This window comes from Nocardia sp. NPDC058176, assembly GCF_042883805.1.
Lineage (GTDB): Bacteria > Actinomycetota > Actinomycetes > Mycobacteriales > Mycobacteriaceae > Nocardia.
On sequence record NZ_JBHVVA010000001.1, the window covers coordinates 665328 to 682118 of the forward strand.

The 16791-nt window shown below is 66.1% G+C and carries 20 protein-coding genes and 1 pseudogene; 13 read left to right on the plus strand and 8 right to left on the minus strand.

The features are described 5' to 3' along the window. Positions 1-207: 207 nt before the first annotated feature. A pseudogene (locus tag ACFVVM_RS03145) lies at positions 208-429 on the plus strand (ATP-binding protein); the annotation flags it as partial. On the opposite strand, the gene ACFVVM_RS03150 reads toward ACFVVM_RS03145, so the two are convergent. Beyond that, positions 414-1232, minus strand: a complete 819-nt coding sequence (locus tag ACFVVM_RS03150) for a SigB/SigF/SigG family RNA polymerase sigma factor (RefSeq protein ID WP_387612455.1) — start codon at positions 1230-1232, stop codon at positions 414-416. The pseudogene ACFVVM_RS03145 and the gene ACFVVM_RS03150 sit on opposite strands and share 16 nt — an antisense overlap. A gap of 156 nt (positions 1233-1388) precedes the next feature. Then, positions 1389-1577, minus strand: a complete 189-nt coding sequence (locus ACFVVM_RS03155; RefSeq protein ID WP_387612457.1) for a hypothetical protein — start codon at positions 1575-1577, stop codon at positions 1389-1391. 154 nt (positions 1578-1731) lie between these two features. Here ACFVVM_RS03155 and ACFVVM_RS03160 point away from each other — a divergent pair, with 154 nt between their 5' ends. Beyond that, positions 1732-2193, plus strand: a complete 462-nt coding sequence (locus ACFVVM_RS03160; RefSeq protein ID WP_387612458.1) for an anti-sigma factor — start codon at positions 1732-1734, stop codon at positions 2191-2193. A gap of 30 nt (positions 2194-2223) precedes the next feature. Here ACFVVM_RS03160 and ACFVVM_RS03165 read toward each other — a convergent pair whose 3' ends face one another. Continuing rightward, positions 2224-3297, minus strand: coding sequence for a tartrate dehydrogenase (locus ACFVVM_RS03165; protein WP_387612460.1), 1074 nt, complete (start codon positions 3295-3297; stop codon positions 2224-2226). A 9-nt stretch (positions 3298-3306) separates the two neighbouring features. Next, the gene (locus tag ACFVVM_RS03170; RefSeq protein WP_387612461.1) at positions 3307-4800 is read right to left on the minus strand and encodes an NAD-dependent succinate-semialdehyde dehydrogenase; all 1494 of its coding nucleotides are present in this window, start codon (positions 4798-4800) and stop codon (positions 3307-3309) included. 106 nt (positions 4801-4906) lie between these two features. Here ACFVVM_RS03170 and ACFVVM_RS03175 point away from each other — a divergent pair, with 106 nt between their 5' ends. Together ACFVVM_RS03175 and ACFVVM_RS03180 are read left to right on the plus strand one after the other, a co-directional pair. After that, positions 4907-6148 (plus strand): aspartate aminotransferase family protein, encoded by a 1242-nt coding sequence (locus tag ACFVVM_RS03175; protein WP_387612463.1) that lies wholly within the window; start codon positions 4907-4909, stop codon positions 6146-6148. Positions 6149-6190: 42 nt separating this feature from the next. Continuing rightward, on the plus strand, positions 6191-6685 hold the full coding sequence (locus ACFVVM_RS03180) for a DUF3830 family protein (RefSeq protein ID WP_387612464.1): 495 nt from the start codon (positions 6191-6193) through the stop codon (positions 6683-6685). 33 nt (positions 6686-6718) lie between these two features. On the opposite strand, the gene ACFVVM_RS03185 is transcribed toward ACFVVM_RS03180, so the two are convergent. Next, on the minus strand, positions 6719-8233 hold the full coding sequence (locus ACFVVM_RS03185) for a hypothetical protein (RefSeq protein ID WP_387612466.1): 1515 nt from the start codon (positions 8231-8233) through the stop codon (positions 6719-6721). Between the two features lie 147 nt (positions 8234-8380). Here ACFVVM_RS03185 and ACFVVM_RS03190 point away from each other — a divergent pair, with 147 nt between their 5' ends. The 4 genes from ACFVVM_RS03190 to ACFVVM_RS03205 all read left to right on the plus strand — a co-directional run bounded on the left by ACFVVM_RS03190 (position 8381) and on the right by ACFVVM_RS03205 (position 11195). Then, on the plus strand, positions 8381-8758 hold the full coding sequence (locus ACFVVM_RS03190; protein ID WP_387612468.1) for a hypothetical protein: 378 nt from the start codon (positions 8381-8383) through the stop codon (positions 8756-8758). Between the two features lie 101 nt (positions 8759-8859). Next, positions 8860-9288 carry an alternative ribosome rescue aminoacyl-tRNA hydrolase ArfB gene (arfB, locus tag ACFVVM_RS03195; RefSeq protein WP_387612469.1) on the plus strand — a complete coding sequence of 143 codons (429 nt, stop codon included), beginning with the start codon at positions 8860-8862 and terminating at the stop codon, positions 9286-9288. A gap of 121 nt (positions 9289-9409) precedes the next feature. Beyond that, on the plus strand, positions 9410-10435 hold the full coding sequence (locus ACFVVM_RS03200) for a hypothetical protein (RefSeq protein ID WP_387612471.1): 1026 nt from the start codon (positions 9410-9412) through the stop codon (positions 10433-10435). 115 nt (positions 10436-10550) lie between these two features. After that, a complete protein-coding gene (locus tag ACFVVM_RS03205; protein WP_387612472.1) occupies positions 10551-11195 on the plus strand; it encodes an HD domain-containing protein in 645 nt (214 codons plus the stop codon). Here the strand turns inward: ACFVVM_RS03205 and ACFVVM_RS03210 are convergent. After that, positions 11178-12053 carry a sigma-70 family RNA polymerase sigma factor gene (locus ACFVVM_RS03210; protein WP_387612474.1) on the minus strand — a complete coding sequence of 292 codons (876 nt, stop codon included), beginning with the start codon at positions 12051-12053 and terminating at the stop codon, positions 11178-11180. The genes ACFVVM_RS03205 and ACFVVM_RS03210 overlap by 18 nt on opposite strands. Further along, entirely contained in the window at positions 12050-12799 is a 750-nt protein-coding gene (locus tag ACFVVM_RS03215) for a VOC family protein (protein ID WP_387612476.1), read from the minus strand. Before ACFVVM_RS03215 ends, ACFVVM_RS03210 begins: the two co-directional genes overlap by 4 nt. Before the next feature lie 168 nt (positions 12800-12967). Here ACFVVM_RS03215 and ACFVVM_RS03220 point away from each other — a divergent pair, with 168 nt between their 5' ends. From ACFVVM_RS03220 to ACFVVM_RS03240, 5 genes are all read left to right on the plus strand, one after another. Then, complete coding sequence (locus ACFVVM_RS03220) at positions 12968-13405, plus strand: DUF6086 family protein (RefSeq protein ID WP_387612478.1); 438 nt, start codon at positions 12968-12970, stop codon at positions 13403-13405. Between the two features lie 49 nt (positions 13406-13454). Further along, on the plus strand, positions 13455-13973 hold the full coding sequence (locus tag ACFVVM_RS03225; protein ID WP_387612480.1) for a hypothetical protein: 519 nt from the start codon (positions 13455-13457) through the stop codon (positions 13971-13973). A 135-nt stretch (positions 13974-14108) separates the two neighbouring features. After that, entirely contained in the window at positions 14109-14408 is a 300-nt protein-coding gene (locus ACFVVM_RS03230) for a hypothetical protein (RefSeq protein ID WP_387612481.1), read from the plus strand. 117 nt (positions 14409-14525) lie between these two features. Then, positions 14526-15116, plus strand: coding sequence for a hypothetical protein (locus tag ACFVVM_RS03235; protein WP_387612483.1), 591 nt, complete (start codon positions 14526-14528; stop codon positions 15114-15116). Between the two features lie 198 nt (positions 15117-15314). After that, entirely contained in the window at positions 15315-15992 is a 678-nt protein-coding gene (locus ACFVVM_RS03240) for a hypothetical protein (protein WP_387612485.1), read from the plus strand. An 85-nt stretch (positions 15993-16077) separates the two neighbouring features. On the opposite strand, the gene ACFVVM_RS03245 is transcribed toward ACFVVM_RS03240, so the two are convergent. Next, positions 16078-16542, minus strand: a complete 465-nt coding sequence (locus ACFVVM_RS03245; protein WP_387612486.1) for a hypothetical protein — start codon at positions 16540-16542, stop codon at positions 16078-16080. Positions 16543-16791 lie beyond the last annotated feature (249 nt).

Below are 16791 nucleotides of genomic sequence, written 5' to 3' on the forward strand. Positions count from 1 at the left end.
TGCGCCGGTCCGGCGAACTCCGCGAGCGATTCTCGCCTAGGCAACCTACCCTAGCCGGTCGGGTCGTAAACCCGCTCGCGCATGAGTGGGCGCTGTGTGGACGACGGCCGGGTGGGTACTGCCGAGGCGTGAGAGTGGTGCGGGCGCGACCCGTTCCAGGTCGAACGAAAGGAAGGTTGCGATGGCGACGGCCACGACGGTGACGGCGACACCGTCGAGCTGTCCGCCGCGCTCACCGGCTCGCACATCCGCGTCGTGGTGGCCGACCGGGGCCGATGGGTGACACCCGACCCGGCCGCCGACCCCACGCGTGGGCGTGGGATGGCCATGATGCGCGCGCTGAGCAGCGAGTTCGCCGTGCAGCCCTCGGCCACCGGCACCGTCGTCGACATGCTGATCCCTCGCGAGGGGAGTCAGGCCACCCGGTGATCGCCGGTGTCGGCGGCATGCGCGCGCAGTCGAGCAAGGAGCCGGGTGAGCTTGCGCGAGACGCTCATCTGCGACACCCCGAGGTGCTCGGCGATGTCGGCCTGGGTGAGTGAGTCGTAGTACCGCCACGCCAGCAACTGCTTGTCGTCCTCGGACAGGGTCCGCAGCAGCGGGGCGACGCTGAGCGAGCGCTCGGCCAGCTCGAACGACGGGTCCTCGGCGCCGACGGTGTCGGCGATGCTCTGTCCCGGACCGCCCTCGGCGTCCTCGACGCGGACATCGAGGCTTCGAGTGTGGTGGGCCTCGGCCGCGGTCATGGCCCGCGTGATGTCGGTGAGTTCCACGCCGAGCTCATCGGCCAGCTCGTAGGCGGTGGGGGAGCGGTCGAGTTCGCGGGTGAGCTTCTCGGTGGCGGGCCGGATCTGGGCGTGCAGTTCCTTGTCGCGGCGCGGCACGTGCAGGGCCCAGGTGCGGTCACGGAAGTGCCGGCGCACCTCACCCATCACGGTCGGGACCGCGAAACCGAGGAACGGCGAGCCCTGGGTGACGTCATAGCGGTCGATCGCGACCACCAGCCCTACACGCGCGGTCTGCAGCAGGTCCTCGAAGGTCTCGCCACGACCGGTGAACCGGCGGGCGATGTTCTCCGCCAGCGGCAGGCAGACCTCGATGATCCGGTCGCGCAGCGCGGCGTGCTCGTCCGATCCCGGATCGGTCTGCGACCACCGCACGAACAGCGGTTCGGGGCGGTCGTAGGTCACGGTGGGTTCGGCGGCGAAACGGCGTGCGGTGGACGGCGACATCTGATCAGCTCCTGGCCTGCGACGGGTCTGTCCGGTGTCTGCAGGATTGCCTTTCGGTGCGTCGATCAAACGCCGGGCACCACCGGGCACGTCCCGTCGCGGCGACGCCGGGGCCGAAATGTGTTCGAACTCATCGGATGTCGCCGACTGCTGTCGTCAGATCCCGGCCAGTCCCGAGGCCAGATCCGGGATGTCGAGTACCTGCGTGACCTGGTCGCGAACGTCGGGGCAGTGTTGTGCGGCCGCCGAGTCGACGACCTGCCGGTGCCGGGCGACCGAGACATTGACCGCACCGTTGCGCAGGGCCCAATTATGTACCACCCCATTGAATGTCGCCTTGGCCACCGTGGTGTTCTGCTGATCCCAGGGCGTATTCCCGCGCCTCGCGTGACCAATCAGCGCACTCGCATGGTCGGTCGGTACCGTTGCTCACGGTTCAGAGACCCCTCGGTCGGGTATCCGGGCATCAGTAGCGTCGAGAACACGAGGGGAATCCACCATGGCGAATCCGTCCGACAGATCCATGGCGGCTCGGCAGATCCGCAACACGGCACTCGGTATGACGGTGAAAGCCGAGATCGGCCAGTTGCTGATGCTGCGCACGGTCGCCGAGGCGGCCGCCATGGTCGCCGGGTTCGTGATGGAGGAGGTCACCGATCTGCGGGTGGCCTTGGACGAGATCGCCACCTGCATGATGGTGCACGCGGTGCCCGAAACCGAGATCCGTTGCGAGTTCACCGCCGACACCGCCGGTATGCGCGTTCGGGTCGAGGGCCTGACCGCCGTGCCGAACCCGATCGACGACACCGGGATCGGCTGGCAGGTTCTGGTGGCGAGCACCGACAGCCTCGAGATCGACGGCGCGGAGTTCGATCCCGAGGCCGGCGGCTATCCGGTGACTGTCACGTTCGACCGTGCCAGGCTCCTGGCGAAGAACCCGCGCCCGGCTTCGAACCCCTGACCGGGCCCGGTACCTACTGCGCTGCGGCGGTCAGGCTTCGGTGAGAGCGTTCGCGAGTTCGGCGGCGCGGTCGGCGATGGCGGTGCCCAGATCGGTGGTGGTGGCGGTGCCGCCGAGGTCGGGGGTGCAGACCCTGCCCGCGGCGAGGACGTCGCAGACCGCGCGGTCGACGGCTGCGGCCGCGGTGTGCTCGCCGAGGTGGTCCAGCAGCATGGCGCCGGCGAGGATCTGTGCCACCGGGTCGGCGATGCCGAGGCCCGCGATGTCGGGGGCGCTGCCGTGCACGGCCTCGAACATCGACGGGGCGTCCGCGGCGGGGTTGATGTTGCCCGAGGGGGCGAGGCCGAGTCCGCCGGTGACGGCGGCGGCGAGGTCGGAGAGGATGTCGCCGAACAGGTTCGAGCCGACGATCACGTCGAGCCGGTCGGGGTGCAGCACGATTTCGGCGGCGAGGGCGTCGACGTGCATCTGGCGGGTCTGCACCGACGGGTATTCGGCGGCGATGCGCTCGAAGATGCTGTCCCAGTACGGCATCGAGTGGATCAGGCCGTTCGACTTCGTCGCCGAGCAGAGCTTTCCCGAGCGTTGTGCGGCACGGTCGAAGGCGTAGCGGATGATTCGTTCGCAGCCGGTGCGGGTGAACACCGATTCCTGGAGCACGAATTCGTCCGGCCTGCCGGGATTGTGGATGCCGCCGATCTCGGAGTACTCGCCCTCGGAGTTCTCGCGCACGATGAGGATGTCGAGGTCGTCGGCGGTGCGGTCGCGCAGGGCCGATTCCGTGCCGGGCAGCAGTCGCACCGGCCGCAGATTGACGTACTGGCCGAAGGCGCGGCGCAACGGAATCAGCAAGCCCCACAGGGAGATGTGATCGGGCACGCCGGGAAAACCGACGGCGCCCAACAGGATCGCGTCGAATTCGGCGAGCTGCTCGGGCCCGTCCGGCGGCATCATCGCGCCGGTCCGCAGGTAGTTCTCACACGACCAGTCGAATTCGGTCCAGCTGATTCCCGGCAGCACCCGGTCGAGCACCTTCACCGCCTCGGCGGTCACGTCGACGCCGATCCCGTCGCCCGGAATGGTCGCGATCCGGTATGCGCGCACGCTGTCTCCCTAAACCTTGACGCCGATGTATTTGGTCTCGAGGAATTCGTCGATCCCGGTGAACCCGCCCTCGCGCCCGAGTCCCGACTCCTTCACCCCGCCGAACGGCGCGGCCGGATTGGAGACCACGCCCTGATTGAGGCCGACCATCCCGGTTTCCAGTGCTTCGCAGACGCGCAGCCCACGCCGCAGGTTCTCGGTGAACACGTAGGCGACCAGCCCGTAGGGGGTGTCGTTCGCGCGAGTGATCGCTTCGTCCTCGGTGTCGAAGGTGCCGATCGCGGCGACCGGTCCGAAGATCTCGGTGTGGCACAACTCGGCGTCGTCGGGGACACCGGTGAGGACGGTCGCGGGGTAGAACGTGCCGGGGCCGTCGATCGCCGTGCCACCGAGCAGCACCTGCGCGCCGCGCTGTCGTGCGTCGGCCACGAGGTGCTCGACCTTGGCTACGGCGTCGGCATCGATGAGCGGCCCGACGACCACACCCGCCTCGGTACCGCGCCCCATCGGCAGCGCCGCCATCCGCGCCGCGAGCCGCGCGGCGAACTCGTCAGCGATCCCGCGCTGCACCAGGATTCGGTTCGCCGCCGTGCACGCCTGCCCGATATTGCGCATCTTGGCCGCGAGCGCGCCCTCGACCGCCTCGTCGAGATCGGCGTCGTCGAACACCAGCAGCGGGGCATTGCCGCCGAGCTCCATGGAGGTCCGCATGACGGTGCGGGCACACTGCTCGAGCAGCAACTTCCCGACGGCGGTCGATCCGGTGAAGGAGAGTTTGCGCGAGCGCGGATCGGCGATGATCGGCGCCGTCACCGCGCCGGGGTCGGCCGTGGTGATCACGTTGACGACACCGGCGGGAACGCCGACATCGGCCAGAATCGCAGCCAGGGCGAGCATCGAAAGGGGCGTCTGCTCAGCGGGTTTCACCACACAGGTGCAGCCGGCGGCCAGCGCGGGCGCGATCTTGCGGGCGCCCATCGCCATCGGGAAATTCCACGGCGTGATCAGCAGACTCGGCCCCACCGGCTGCTTGGTGACCAGAAAGCGCGAACCACCCGTCGGCGCCTGCAGGTACCCACCGTCGAGACGAACGGCTTCCTCGGCGAACCAGCGGAAGAACTCGGCGGCATAGGCGATTTCGCCGCGTGCCTCCGGCAGCGGCTTGCCCATCTCGAGCGTCATGATCAGCGCGAGGCGTTCGGTGTCGGCCAGCAGCGCGTGGTGGGCACGCGAGAGGATGTCGCTGCGGGTGCGTGCCGGGGTGTTCGCCCAGTCCGCCTGGGCATCGGCCGCGGCGGTGAGCGCGTCGAGTCCGTCCGCCGCGGTCGCGTCCGCCACCGAGCACAGCTGGGCGCCGGTCGCGGGATCGAGGACGGGCAGCGCGGCGGGGGAGTCGCGCCATCTGCCGCCGAGGAACAACCCCTTCGGGACGCTGTCGATGGCGGCTCGCTCGGCGGCGCTCAGGTTCTCGAGCAGTTGTGCGCTGCCCCCGGACTCGTTCATGCGGTGCCTGCCTCCCGACGCGGTGGATCACCCATTGCTGTGCATGGTCCCGCCATGTTATGCATATTGTCAACAATCCGACAATAGACAATCTGGGGAGTCGTTGATGACCGAGCTGTCCCCCGTTCTGAAGCAGGCCACGCCCGTGCTCGTCGACCACGGTGCGGGCTGCTACCTCTACGACACCGACGGTCGCCGCTACCTGGATTTCACCGCCGGGATCGGCGTCACCAGCACCGGGCACTGTCATCCGACCGTGGTCGCTGCGGCCCAGGCGCAGGTCGCCAGCCTGATCCACGGCCAGTACACGACGGTGATGCACCGGCCGCTGCTGGAACTCACCGAGCGGCTCGGCGCCGTGCTGCCCGAAGGTCTGGACACGCTGTTCTTCGCCAATTCCGGCAGCGAGGCGGTCGAGGCGGCACTGCGCCTGGTGCGCCAGGCCACCGGGCGTCCGAACGTGGTCGTCTTCCACGGCGGTTTCCACGGCCGCACCGTCGCCGCCGCGACCATGACCACCTCGGGAACCCGGTTCTCGGCGGGATTCAGCCCGCTGATGTCGGGCGTGCACGTTGCTCCGTTCCCGACCGCCTTCCGCTACGGGTGGAGCGAGGAGGAAGCCACCGACTTCGCGCTGCGCGAGCTCGACTACTTGCTCGCCACCCTCACCTCACCCGCCGAGACCGCCGCGTTCATCGTCGAACCGGTGCTCGGCGAGGGCGGCTACATCCCCGGCAACACCCGGTTCTTCCAGGGCCTGCGCGAACGCGCCGACCGGCACGGCATCCTGCTGGTCTTCGACGAGATCCAGACCGGCTTCGGCCGCACCGGAAAGTTCTTCGGCCACCAGCACTTCGACGTTCGTCCCGACGTGATCACCATCGCCAAGGGGCTGGCCAGTGGGTTCCCGCTCTCGGGCATCGCGGCGTCGCGGGAATTGATGGCGAAGGCCTGGCCGGGATCCCAGGGCGGGACCTACGGCGGCAATGCCGTGGCCTGTGCCGCCGCCGTCGCGACGCTCGATGTCATCGAGGCCGAGGGGCTGGTCGACAACGCCGCCGTGCGCGGAGCCCAGTTGCGCAGCGGCGTCGAGCGGCTCGCCACGAAGGCGATCGGGGATGTCCGCGGTCTCGGCCTGCTCGTCGGCGCCGAATTCACCACGGCGACAGGTGAACCCGACACCGCGATGGCAACGGCCGCCCAGAAGGCCGCCGTGGACAAGGGACTGCTGCTGCTCACCTGCGGCGCGCACATGAACGTCGTGCGGATGATTCCGCCGCTGATCGTCACCGATACTCAGGTCGAGGACGCGCTGGCGATCTGGTCGGAAGTCCTCGCCGAGCTCTAGATCGCACCAGTTCCTCTCGCACCGCACAGGAAGCAGGACCCGATGGCCCGCTACATGAGCATCACCCTCACCAAGGCCGGCATCACCTGCCGCGCCCGCCTCCTCGACGACGAAGCGCCACGCACCTGCGACGCCGTCTGGGACGCGCTCCCGCAGGAGGGCGACGCCTTCCACGCCAAATACGCACGCAACGAGGTCTACACCCTGTTACCCCGCATCACCGCGGCTCCCCACCGCGAAAACCCCACCGTCACACCGATTCCCGGCGACGTGTGCCTCTTCGACTTCGAACCCTGGGAAATCGGCAACCCCGCCTACGGCTACGAACCGGGCTCCGCCGCCCACCACGCCCAGGGTGCCACCGATCTTGCCCTGTTCTACGGCCGTAACAACCTCCTGATCAACGGCGACCTCGGTTGGGTCCCGGGCAGCGTCTTCGCCACTATCGAGGAAGGTCTGCCCGACCTCGCCACCGCCTGCAACGGGCTGTGGCTCAGGGGAGTGGAAGGCGAGACCCTGTCCTTCGCTCGCGCGTGAATCAGAGCGCCATGCGAGCGTCGGGGCGGGGGCTCATTCGTCGGTGCGCAAGCGAAGAACACCGCGATGTCCGCCGCCTTGCCTGCCGTGTTCGGTGAGCGCGATGACACCCTGACCGGTGACCCTGGTGTGCGGGCCCAGCCCGCCTGGCCCGATCGAGGTCCTTTCGGCGATCAGGGACGCGGTCATCTCGTCGGGAATTCCGGTGTGCTGCTGAAACTTCGCCCACGCCGCGTCCCATTCGGCGTTCTGATCGTCGGGGGGTTTCCCGAGAGTGCGTTGCAGGATCTCATCACTGATCTCATCCCACATCTCTGGTGCGAAGCCGTGCGTACTCAACCACTCCGACACCGACTCCGCACGCAATCCGTGCTCCGATGGATGCGGATCGTGATCTGAATCCAGATCCAGATCACTGACCCCATCGCCCTGGTGTGCCAGTCGTTTGATTTCCCCGTTCTCGGCGATGCACCATCCACCCCAGTCGTAGGCGTCGACCACCTTGTACCAATGTGCTGCGCCGAAACGCGCGCTCAACTCCACAGACCGTTCCTTGCGCGAGGGCCGCGCGTGCTGCTCGAGCCAGGCCGCTCGTTCCTCCTCGGGCTCGTCGGCGTAGAAGAAGGTGAAGTAGTCGTCTTCTCGCGCTCGGCGAATCCGGTTCTCATCCCGCGGGTACTGCGATATCGGGTCGCCGAACACGAGTGTCCAACCGTCCAGAGCGGGACTGACGTAGACCTGATCGGGTTGCGCGGACGCATACAGCAGGCCGCTGTTCTTGCGAGCCACCGCGGCACCCATCGCCGCGGTCGCCGGGATCGGGTCCGAGAGCCCGAACGCGTCGAGGACGGCTGCTTGATCCTCGGTGGGCAGCGCCCACCACAGGCAACTGGTCCAGGACGGGATACTGGGCAGCTCCCGGGCGATCTCGGCGTTCATGAGCCGGGTGAGCAGCATGAGGTCGGTGGAATCGATGGTGTCCCAGCCGATCGTGGCCAGCACCTCCAGCGCCGCCCGTCGCGTGGGCAGGGCGGAACGCCTGATCTGCTGCAGCATCGGTACCAGCGGCCTACCGACAGCGGCGAACGATTTCGCTGCCGCGTGGCATACTGCGCCGTTGCTGTCGCCCAGCAGCACCGCGAGCACGAAACCGTAGTCGGGGATGCCATGACAGCCGATGTCATCGGCGACCTGTTTCCGCACCCAGAAGTTCGCGCTGAAACCATCCTTGGCGTAGACGACGGCATCATGGATGTGCGAGATGCCGAGCAACCGGCACAGGCGGGACTCGGTGGGGCTCATGGGTTCGGTCGCGGCCTCGGTGTGAAAACCGCTGAGCGCTCTCAGCACCGGCTCGTGGATGAGCGGACCGAGCCGGTCGAGCGCCTGAATGCACGCCGTGGCCACGGATTCCGAGTCGGTGGTACACAATTCGCCCAAGAGTGCCGGTATCGCACTACGCCCGGTGGCGACGAGCGTCTCCACCGCCGCCTGGCGAGCTTCCTCCTCGCTGGTTGTCAGCTGTGCGATCCAGTCGTCGACTGTCATGAACTATCCGTCACCCTCCGAGCCCGCAGGTTCGTTGTCGAACACCGCGTGGTCCACCGTGTCACAGCCCGCCGACAGATTCTGGATGTGCCGGACCGGACGGAAAACCAAGTGCGCTCGGCACATCGGCGTTCTAGCGTTCGGCGCATGGCAATCGCAAAGAAGGGTCGGCGCAGGATTGTTGTGGGCGATCGTGAATTCCTGTGGTGGGTCCGCCCGGACTGGGACAACCACAACGCGCCCGGTGTAGCCACCGTGACGGTCGCAACCGACGATCGACGGATTCTGCTCGATTACGCCCTGAACCAAGACGAGGATTCCCAGCATGTCACCGTGCTGGGTCCCGAGTTCCGCGGCGAGTCCCAGAATGGCCCAGCTCGCCGCTTTCGCTGCCCGAAGTTCGGCCTCCCCGGCGAGATCCGCCCATCACATGTGGCCGAACTCATCGCATGGTGCACCGATCCGGGACCGCTCCCGGAACCCACGGACTGGCGGGGGCATACCATCACGGCTGCACGGACCTGATCAACGGCGACTCGGTGGAAGATCTATAGCAGATCACCCTTCGGTCGCGGCGAGACCGACATGGCTGAATCGGCTCGCGGACCGGAAAAGAGCGCCGGAGGATGGCAGAGGACCTGAGGGTGACTCGGACGCTGGTGATACCCGCGTCCGAGTTGCGCGAGCGGTTCTCCCGATCGTCCGGTCCGGGCGGGCAGCACGTCAACACCACCGACAGCCGGGTCGAGCTGTCGTTCGACCTCGCCAACTCGCCCTCGGTGCCGGAGTCGCTGCGCCCCCGGATGCTCGACCGCCTGGCCACCCGCCTGGTCGACGGGGTACTCACGATCGCCGCGTCGGAACAGCGCGCACAGCTGCAGAACCGCGCGGCCGCCCGCGAACGCCTGGCCTCGCTACTCCGCGACGCCGCTGCCGCCCCACCGCCCGTCCGCCGTGCCACCAAGCCCTCGCGCGGAGCGAAGGAACGTCGGATTTCGGCGAAGAAGCGGCGCGGGGTCGTCAAACGCAATCGCCGCGCGTCCCCTGACGAGTAGCCGCCGCTGCGTTCATCGCGTCTGCGACGGAGGTGAGACGGTCGAGCACCTGAGCACCCGCCACGGCCGTGACCGAAATCCGCTGGCTCCTCCTGGCGTCCCGGACGGCAGAATAAGCGTTATGCGCGTTGCTATTCCGGCCGTCCTGTCCATGGTGGCGGCAGTCCTGCTGACAGGATGCGCCATTCCGACACAGGGACCAGACCAGACCGAGCGCGACAGCTGGTCGCGCGCGATCGAAACCGCCATCCAAGCTCTTCCCGGGGTGGTCGACGCGTCACATCTGTTCGATTACGAGGGCAAGTCCCGCACATACCATTCCCGGCTCGCGGTGCAGCTCGAGGACGATGCGACCCCGGACGAGGCCGCGGCCGTGGTGCGCACCATGGGTGCCCAGCCGCTTCCGTCGCAGTACGAAGGTGACCAGACCGAGGTCGATCTCGACCGGATGCCGGACTCCTTCACCGCGAATTGGCGGTTCGGCCGGGACGTGAGTAGGGAAGCGACCTCGGCACACGCCTGGGCGAGACTCTCGGCCCCCGGCACTCAGGTGGACTGGTTGTCACGTGGCAACGATGTGAACAACATGAGCAACGCCATCCGGCTCGAAGCGGGCTCCGAGGCGGAACCCCACCATGCCACTGCGGCGATGCGCCGGATCATCCAGGACTTTCCCGAACTGGCGCCCAACGAGTGGACGATGTCCACCGTTTCTGTGGAGAGCGGGTCCGACGAGCACTCGAAGCTGGGACCCGGGTGGCACAATCCGGGCCGGCGACTCCCCACCCCGCCGGACGGGCGCCGCTTCCCATCCGATCGCGAACTCGACCTCTGGGAATGGTTCCTGACCGATCAATCCAGTCCGTTCATCGTCGATATATCCATCTACGACCCGTCCGGTAGAACAGGCCGCACCATGGACGTCGAAATACACCCGCCTGCTGGTCAACAAATCACCGCTGCGCAGGCAATACAACTCGCCGAAAGACATCTTCCGTACCTGGCCCAGCCCGGCGCCGTCATCGACTACACGATCGGAACATCCGTCCAGCCTGTTTTCGCGGTCTTCATCGGCGGTTGTCAGCCCTCCTGGCGCGAAGTTCCACCGGAGTCGCAGCCCTACGCGCGCCAGTACGAGCGCTGCTAGGCCGTGTCTCGACGAGGTGCGCTCGGCCTCATCGGACCGTACGGCCGTTCAGCGGTAAAGCGTTGCGTCCGTGTAGGTCCGGCGAATCCAGGCTGGTGGGAGTTACCGTGATCGAATGACTTCCAGCATGCTCGAGCATGCACTGACCAACCGACCCGAACTTCCTTTGCGTCAGCTGCCCGACAGCGCTGCGGCGATTGTCCGAGTGCTGGACGCTCCGCCCCGGCTGGCCGCACACTTGCGGGCGGTTCATGACGTGGCATGCCAGCTGGCCGATTGGCTCAAGACCACCTACGACACGGTGCTTTTCGACGCAGACGCGGTCTTGTTCGGTGCGGCCACCCACGACATCGGGAAGGTCCTCCACCCTGCCGAACTGTCCGGCCCAGGCTCGGCGCACGAAGCCGCCGGGCAGCAACTTCTGCTCGACCAGGGAGTACACGAAAGCGCTGCGCGGTTCGCGCGCACCCATGCCGCGTGGACCGAACCCGACATCGGCATGGACGACCTTCTGGTCAGTCTCGCCGACAAGATCTGGAAGGCCAAGCGGGTTCCCGAGCTCGAACAGCTCATCGTGCAGCGTGTGGCCGCCGCCGGCGGGCAAGAACCCTGGCAGGTCTTCATGATGCTCGACGAAGAACTCGACAGGATCGCGGCCGACGCCGATCAGCGATTGGCCTTCCAGGCCGCGTACCCGATCACGACATGGACTGCGCCGCAAAAGGCCTCTGATGGCATCGGTTCAGGCCGGTTCGGGTAACTGGATCGAGGCAAGTTCGGCCGGGTCGATCACGATGTGTAGCTCGGTGATCCGGCCATTGGTCACGGTGAAGGCGATGACCGAGAGCGGGGTGCCGTCAGGACGCCAGGACATGTGGCCGGGGACGCCGTTGACCAGCACGGACCGTTGTCGAGCGGCCTCGCCGGAGAACATGCGCGCGCCGGAGGCGACCGCGGTCGCGCCCAGGGTGACGACCACACCGTCGGAAGTGTCGACGGTCAGCTTCACTTGTGGGTCGAGGACGCGCAGGAGCGCTTCGAAGTCACCGGCTCGGGCCGCGGCGCGGAAGGCTTGGACGACCGATTGGTGCTCACGTCCGGGTCCCACTCGACGGTCGGTGGTTTGCACCTTGCGGCGGGCGCGGCTGGCGATCATTTTGCTGGCCTCGGCGGATTTGCCGAGGATCTGCCCGATTTCGGCGAACGAGACCGCGAACATATCGTGCAGGACGAACGCCAGTCGCTCGCTCGGGGCGAGCGTGTCGAGCACGACCAGCAGGGCGAGCCCCACCGAATCTGCCAGTGCTGCTTGCTCATCCGGAGTGGGGTCGTCGTCGGCCGTCACCACGAACCCAGGAAATTCCTGACCGTATCCGGTTTCGGGGCGGGCTCGGCGGGAGCGCAGCAGATCCAGGCTGATTCGGCCGACCACGGTGGTCAGCCAGCCCGCCAAGTTGCCGATCGTCGTCGTGTCCTGGCGGGTCAAACGCAGCCAAGCTTCCTGGACCACATCCTCGGCATCGGCGTGCGAGCCCAGCACGCGATAGGCGACGGTGCGCAGCCGATCGCGCTGTGCCTCGAACGTCTCGGCCACCAGGCCGGATGGGTTGACGGTCACGGCCTACGCTGCTCCCGCAGCGAGATCCGGTTGCCGTCCGGGTCTGTCGCCTCGACGCGGATCCCGAACGGATACTCCTCGGGCTCGGATTCCACGAAGGTCACACCACGGCTGCGGAATATCTCGAAATCCCTTCGCAGATCATTGGATTCGAGAATCAGCGGGCCCGGCGCGCCCGCCCGGGCCGCTTCGGACAGCTTGCCTGCCGCCTGCGACCACAGAATGATCTGCACCGGGCTGTCGGCGATTCCCACGGTGAGGAAGCGACCGTCGGGGCTGGCGGAGTCGATCCGCTTGTCCAAGCCGAGTCCTTCGGTGTAGAACTCCAACGCGCGGTCCTGATCGGTGACGTAGATCGTCACGTACATGATGTTGGTCAGCATCGGCTGCTCCACTTCGGTCGTAGATGCGGGACCGTCCGTATCGGTCCTCGCATCCATGACGAGTGCGATCCGCAAAAGGTAACAGGATCGCCGCTCGGCAACAGGTGACGTGCTCGCGCCTGCCGGTCGGGAGTGAAAGCTGTTGCCGAGTGCCCGTGGAGCCCTGAGTTGAGAGACAACCGCGCCCCGGTGCCATCGATCGTGTCGGTGAAATCCGGGGACGGAAGGGTGATTCAGCCCAGGTCCTGGGTGGCCGACCCACTCGACGATCGTCCAGCCCTTCTGCGGGCTGCCTTCGAGGACGACGCGGCCGCCGTTGTTTATCGGATCGGTGGCGAGTTTGTTCGGGTCGGCGTTGAGCATCGACCAGAACATGATGGTGGCGCATGCGAGAAGATCACCAGGTTGTCGCAGCCGCGGCGCTGGACCCGGCCGTTTCGACGCCGCCGATCCGTCAGGCGTCCAGTTATCGTCACCAGCGGCTTCGGATTGGACAGCCCATGATTCGCTCAGTGGCAGGCAGGCGATCGGATGAGTCAGTACTACGAGATGGACGGGACCACACTGTGGAATCCCTCGAACGGCGCTTCACGGCTGTTCTTGAACCAGGCGGGATTCTTCGAGGAGGAACTCGGTGTTCCCTCAGGAATCGGCCCGATGGAATCGGACGTGTGCGAGGTCGACCCTGTTGTGTTGGAAGTGTTCTTGGCGACCGTTCTAGCCTGGCGTGGCCGTACTGACCATGCTGTTGTGCAGGCGCTGTCCGACGGGTTTCTCGCCACGTTGTTGGTCATGGCCGAGCGGGCCGGCATCGTCACGTCTTGGGCTGCTCTGGCCGGCAGTGGAACGGGTGGGGTGCATGACGTGCAGGTTCGCTCGAGTCCCTCGTCCGGCCACGGCGGCGGGTTCGAATGGAGCGTCACTCTTCGTGAGCGCGCACGCCAACTCGACAGCTTCATGGGAAGCTAGCGCGTCCGACCGCGCGCTGAGATGTCGGAGCCATCACCTACAGTCCGGTGTGCTGCAAACGAAGATCGGCACGGAAAGTGGGCTGGGTGTGGGGTGGAAAGTTGAGGGGTTGATCGTTGAGGGGTCTGTCAATCCGGCCGATCTACCAGGGTGTCCTCGCAAATCCGGCGAAGTAGTTGATCTCGACACGGTGCACGGTCGGCCCTGCGAGTACGGGGTGGCTGTGGTGGGCAACTGGACCTTCATAGCCGATCCTGGGTTCCGGGTGATTTTCGATGAAGAGGCCGTGGTGCGGATCGCGGGGGCAAGCAGAGCATTGGCCTGGGTAACCAACAGCGTCTCAACTGTTCATGGGTTCGCTTGGTACCGCGAAGGAGAGTTGGTGCGCCAGATCATCTATGCCGAAGGCGAGGTCGTTGATGAGCACGGGCCAGCGATTCCTGAAGAGGAGGATGCTCCCGAGCCGCTCGATGAGGACTACGTATTCGAGATGATGGAGCGGCTGACGGGAATCATCTGGGGTGCGGTCGCTGATGCCCGCTACAGCGTTTGGTCTTGCACGGAGTAGATGCGGACGTTCTGAGCCGCAGGGCTTCTTGTCCGCGACCGCCGCAGCACGACCCTTTGTACGTCACACCCACAGCCGCTGCTAATCTCCCGCCAGCCCGCGATCGGCGGGAGCGAGTGTTATGGGGGATGGCCGATGCGAGCTGTGGTCTGGGTGCTGTTCGGTGTGGTGATCGCGATCGTCAGCTTCGCGAACAGCTACGACAAACTGACCGAGACCCGGGTGTCGTGCGGTTACCAGCAGATGAGCCGGGGCGACCGCTGCCAGGAGATCGGCGGTTCCTCGCTGCGTGAGCGCAGCTACGCCGAGCAGCGGTCGGCCAATCAGAACGAAGGTTTGATATCGCTGGTCGTCGGCTTCGTCGCGCTGGTGGCCAGCCTGATCTATTCGATCATCGCGGTCGGACAGCGAGTCGAGGCCCGGCGGGGGACCTGACCCGATTCGTTGATCCTCCGAAATGCCGCGGTGGCCGGTTCGGTCAGCGCGGTTCGCGGCATACAGTGCGTGCCGGAAGGTGCTGTATGTCCGGATCGGGCGTGACAACATAGCAGCGTGAATACGAGCGGACACCCTGGAGAGAGCGCTGAAATCGACGTGATCGTCGAGGTGATCACAGCGAACCCGGGCCAGCTGGTCGCGGTGGAGGTACCGCATCGCGAGCAGGTGTCGGAACTGGTCACTCGTCTCCAATCGATCTACAGCTATGGCTTCGACATCAATGATGGTGCCGACGTGCGGCTGGCACTCGGGGCGGCCGGCTCGACGTTGGAGCGTGCGTTGGAACACTTCGCTACTGTCATGCAGCTTCCGTATGGTGCCGCGCGAACCCTGTGGCAATTCTCAGAAGCGGTAGGCGAGCGCCCTTCTGGGTACCGCAGCTGCGTAGTCGTTGCCGATGCGGTAGACCTGCTCGCCGACGAGGATGACGTCATATGGCGTGCACTGGCCGACCAACTGGTCGGGCGTCCCCGATGCATGGGCGGAGGGTGGGACACGCTGGTCTTTGTCGACGATCGAGATTCTTGGACGAGTTCGCGATTCGGGTCTGCCGCCAATGCGGAGCGGGTCGCGAAGACCTGCCTCTCCTCCGACGAGGAGGAGGCGATGGAACGCGAGCTGGAGATGCGATACCGGGTCGAATGAGTGATGACAATTCGATACACCATCCTCAGCGCCTCGACCAATGCAGCGGCACGAGCCCTCGAGTCAATCCCCAGGGACGACAGTTGGTGGGCGTTCGAACGGCACCTTTGCGACATTTTCGCTCAGAATCATCCTTGGGCTGAGGCCGATGGGAACCTCCACGATCCTCGACTGCGGCTACGGGTCGCCCATGCACGCGTGCTACGCGAGGAAGACCTGGCAGGACGGGACCTTTCGGCGGAGCAACCCGATGATTGCGCACCAGAGGAAGCCGAATGCTGGTTGGTCCCACTACGACTGCAGCCCTGGGAAGCGGAGAACTGGAATACCGACTATCTCTGGCGCTACCACGAACAACACAGCGGTAGCAGCGGTGAGGCCTTCCAGTTCCCTCCCGTGCATCTGACTTTCCCGATGCTCGTGTACCCCAAGAAGAGCCAGGATCAGCCTGCCAACACCTCGGACTTCGGCTCGGCAGAAATAGGGCAGACGATCATCAACCAGATCACCGTCGTTCGCGGCACAGCCGAGGAAGCCATTGCCCACCAGCTCACGATCAACGAATGGGAACAACCGGAAGAACCGGCAGACGCGGCGATGGTCGACTTCTCCGACGCCTACCCCGCGCTGCTCAGTATCCTGGGTGGCGAAGGCGCCTTCGGAAGGGCCTCTGAATCCGAAGGGCGCCTGAAACTTTGGCGGCTCCTCTACTTGATGGCGGGGTCGACCGATGTCGACGACATCAATGACTTCGTTGCTCGAATCCGTTGCATGACCTGGCGGGACTGGAGCGACGACATCTGGTACATGCACCTGGCCGTCGAAGACCCCGCCCAGCGCACCGCGTGGGTGCTGGACGGTCAGGACTTCGACTGATGCGTCCTCGCGCCGAAGTCGGACCGCAGACTGAGTCTCTGTACCAGTCGATACGATGGACCGCGCGCTGACGACAGTGCCAGCGCTACCCGGGCATACCGAGGGTGCGAGCGATCTCCTGGGTGCGGTGCTCATCGAGTTCGACCGGGGAATAATTGCGACGGCGGGCGTGATCACGGAATTCCTGGGGTGGGCGCACTCGATAGGCTCGGACATAATCCGCCCAGTCCAGACCCCACACCCACTCTCCATCGGTCACGACACCCAGCCGGAACAACAGGCGCCCGGTCAGTCGATCCGGAACCACTCCAGGGGCTACAACCAACGGTGTCGCCGATTCCAGATAGCAGGCCAGGAGCTCGGCCTCTGCCTCGGCCAGACTGTAGGGGGCCAGTGCCACCTGGGTATCGGGGTCGATGAGCCGTTTGGGTGGGCTGATGTGGACGATGCACTTGGTGAGGTTGATCGCGCGTCCGGATGGTCGCGGCGTCGCGAAGACGATTTCGGCCCGGACCCCGAGCTCTTCCAGTTCCTCGCGTAGCAGCGACATTTCTACGAGGGTCCCCTCACGCCCGTCCGCCAACAGATCACCGGCCGCGGCTCTCAGTTCGTTGAGCGGCAGCGGTTCTCGGCTGCGGATCACCCGCATGATTGCGCCCACCGAGGGGGTCGGGTCCGAAATTCGTAGTCCGCTCGGACCGTTGTCGGCGATGATCGTCGCGCGGACCTCCGGCGAGACACCGTCGCCACTGGCATGCCAAATGTGGTCGCAGTCGCGACAGGAGCCATCGACAGCCCA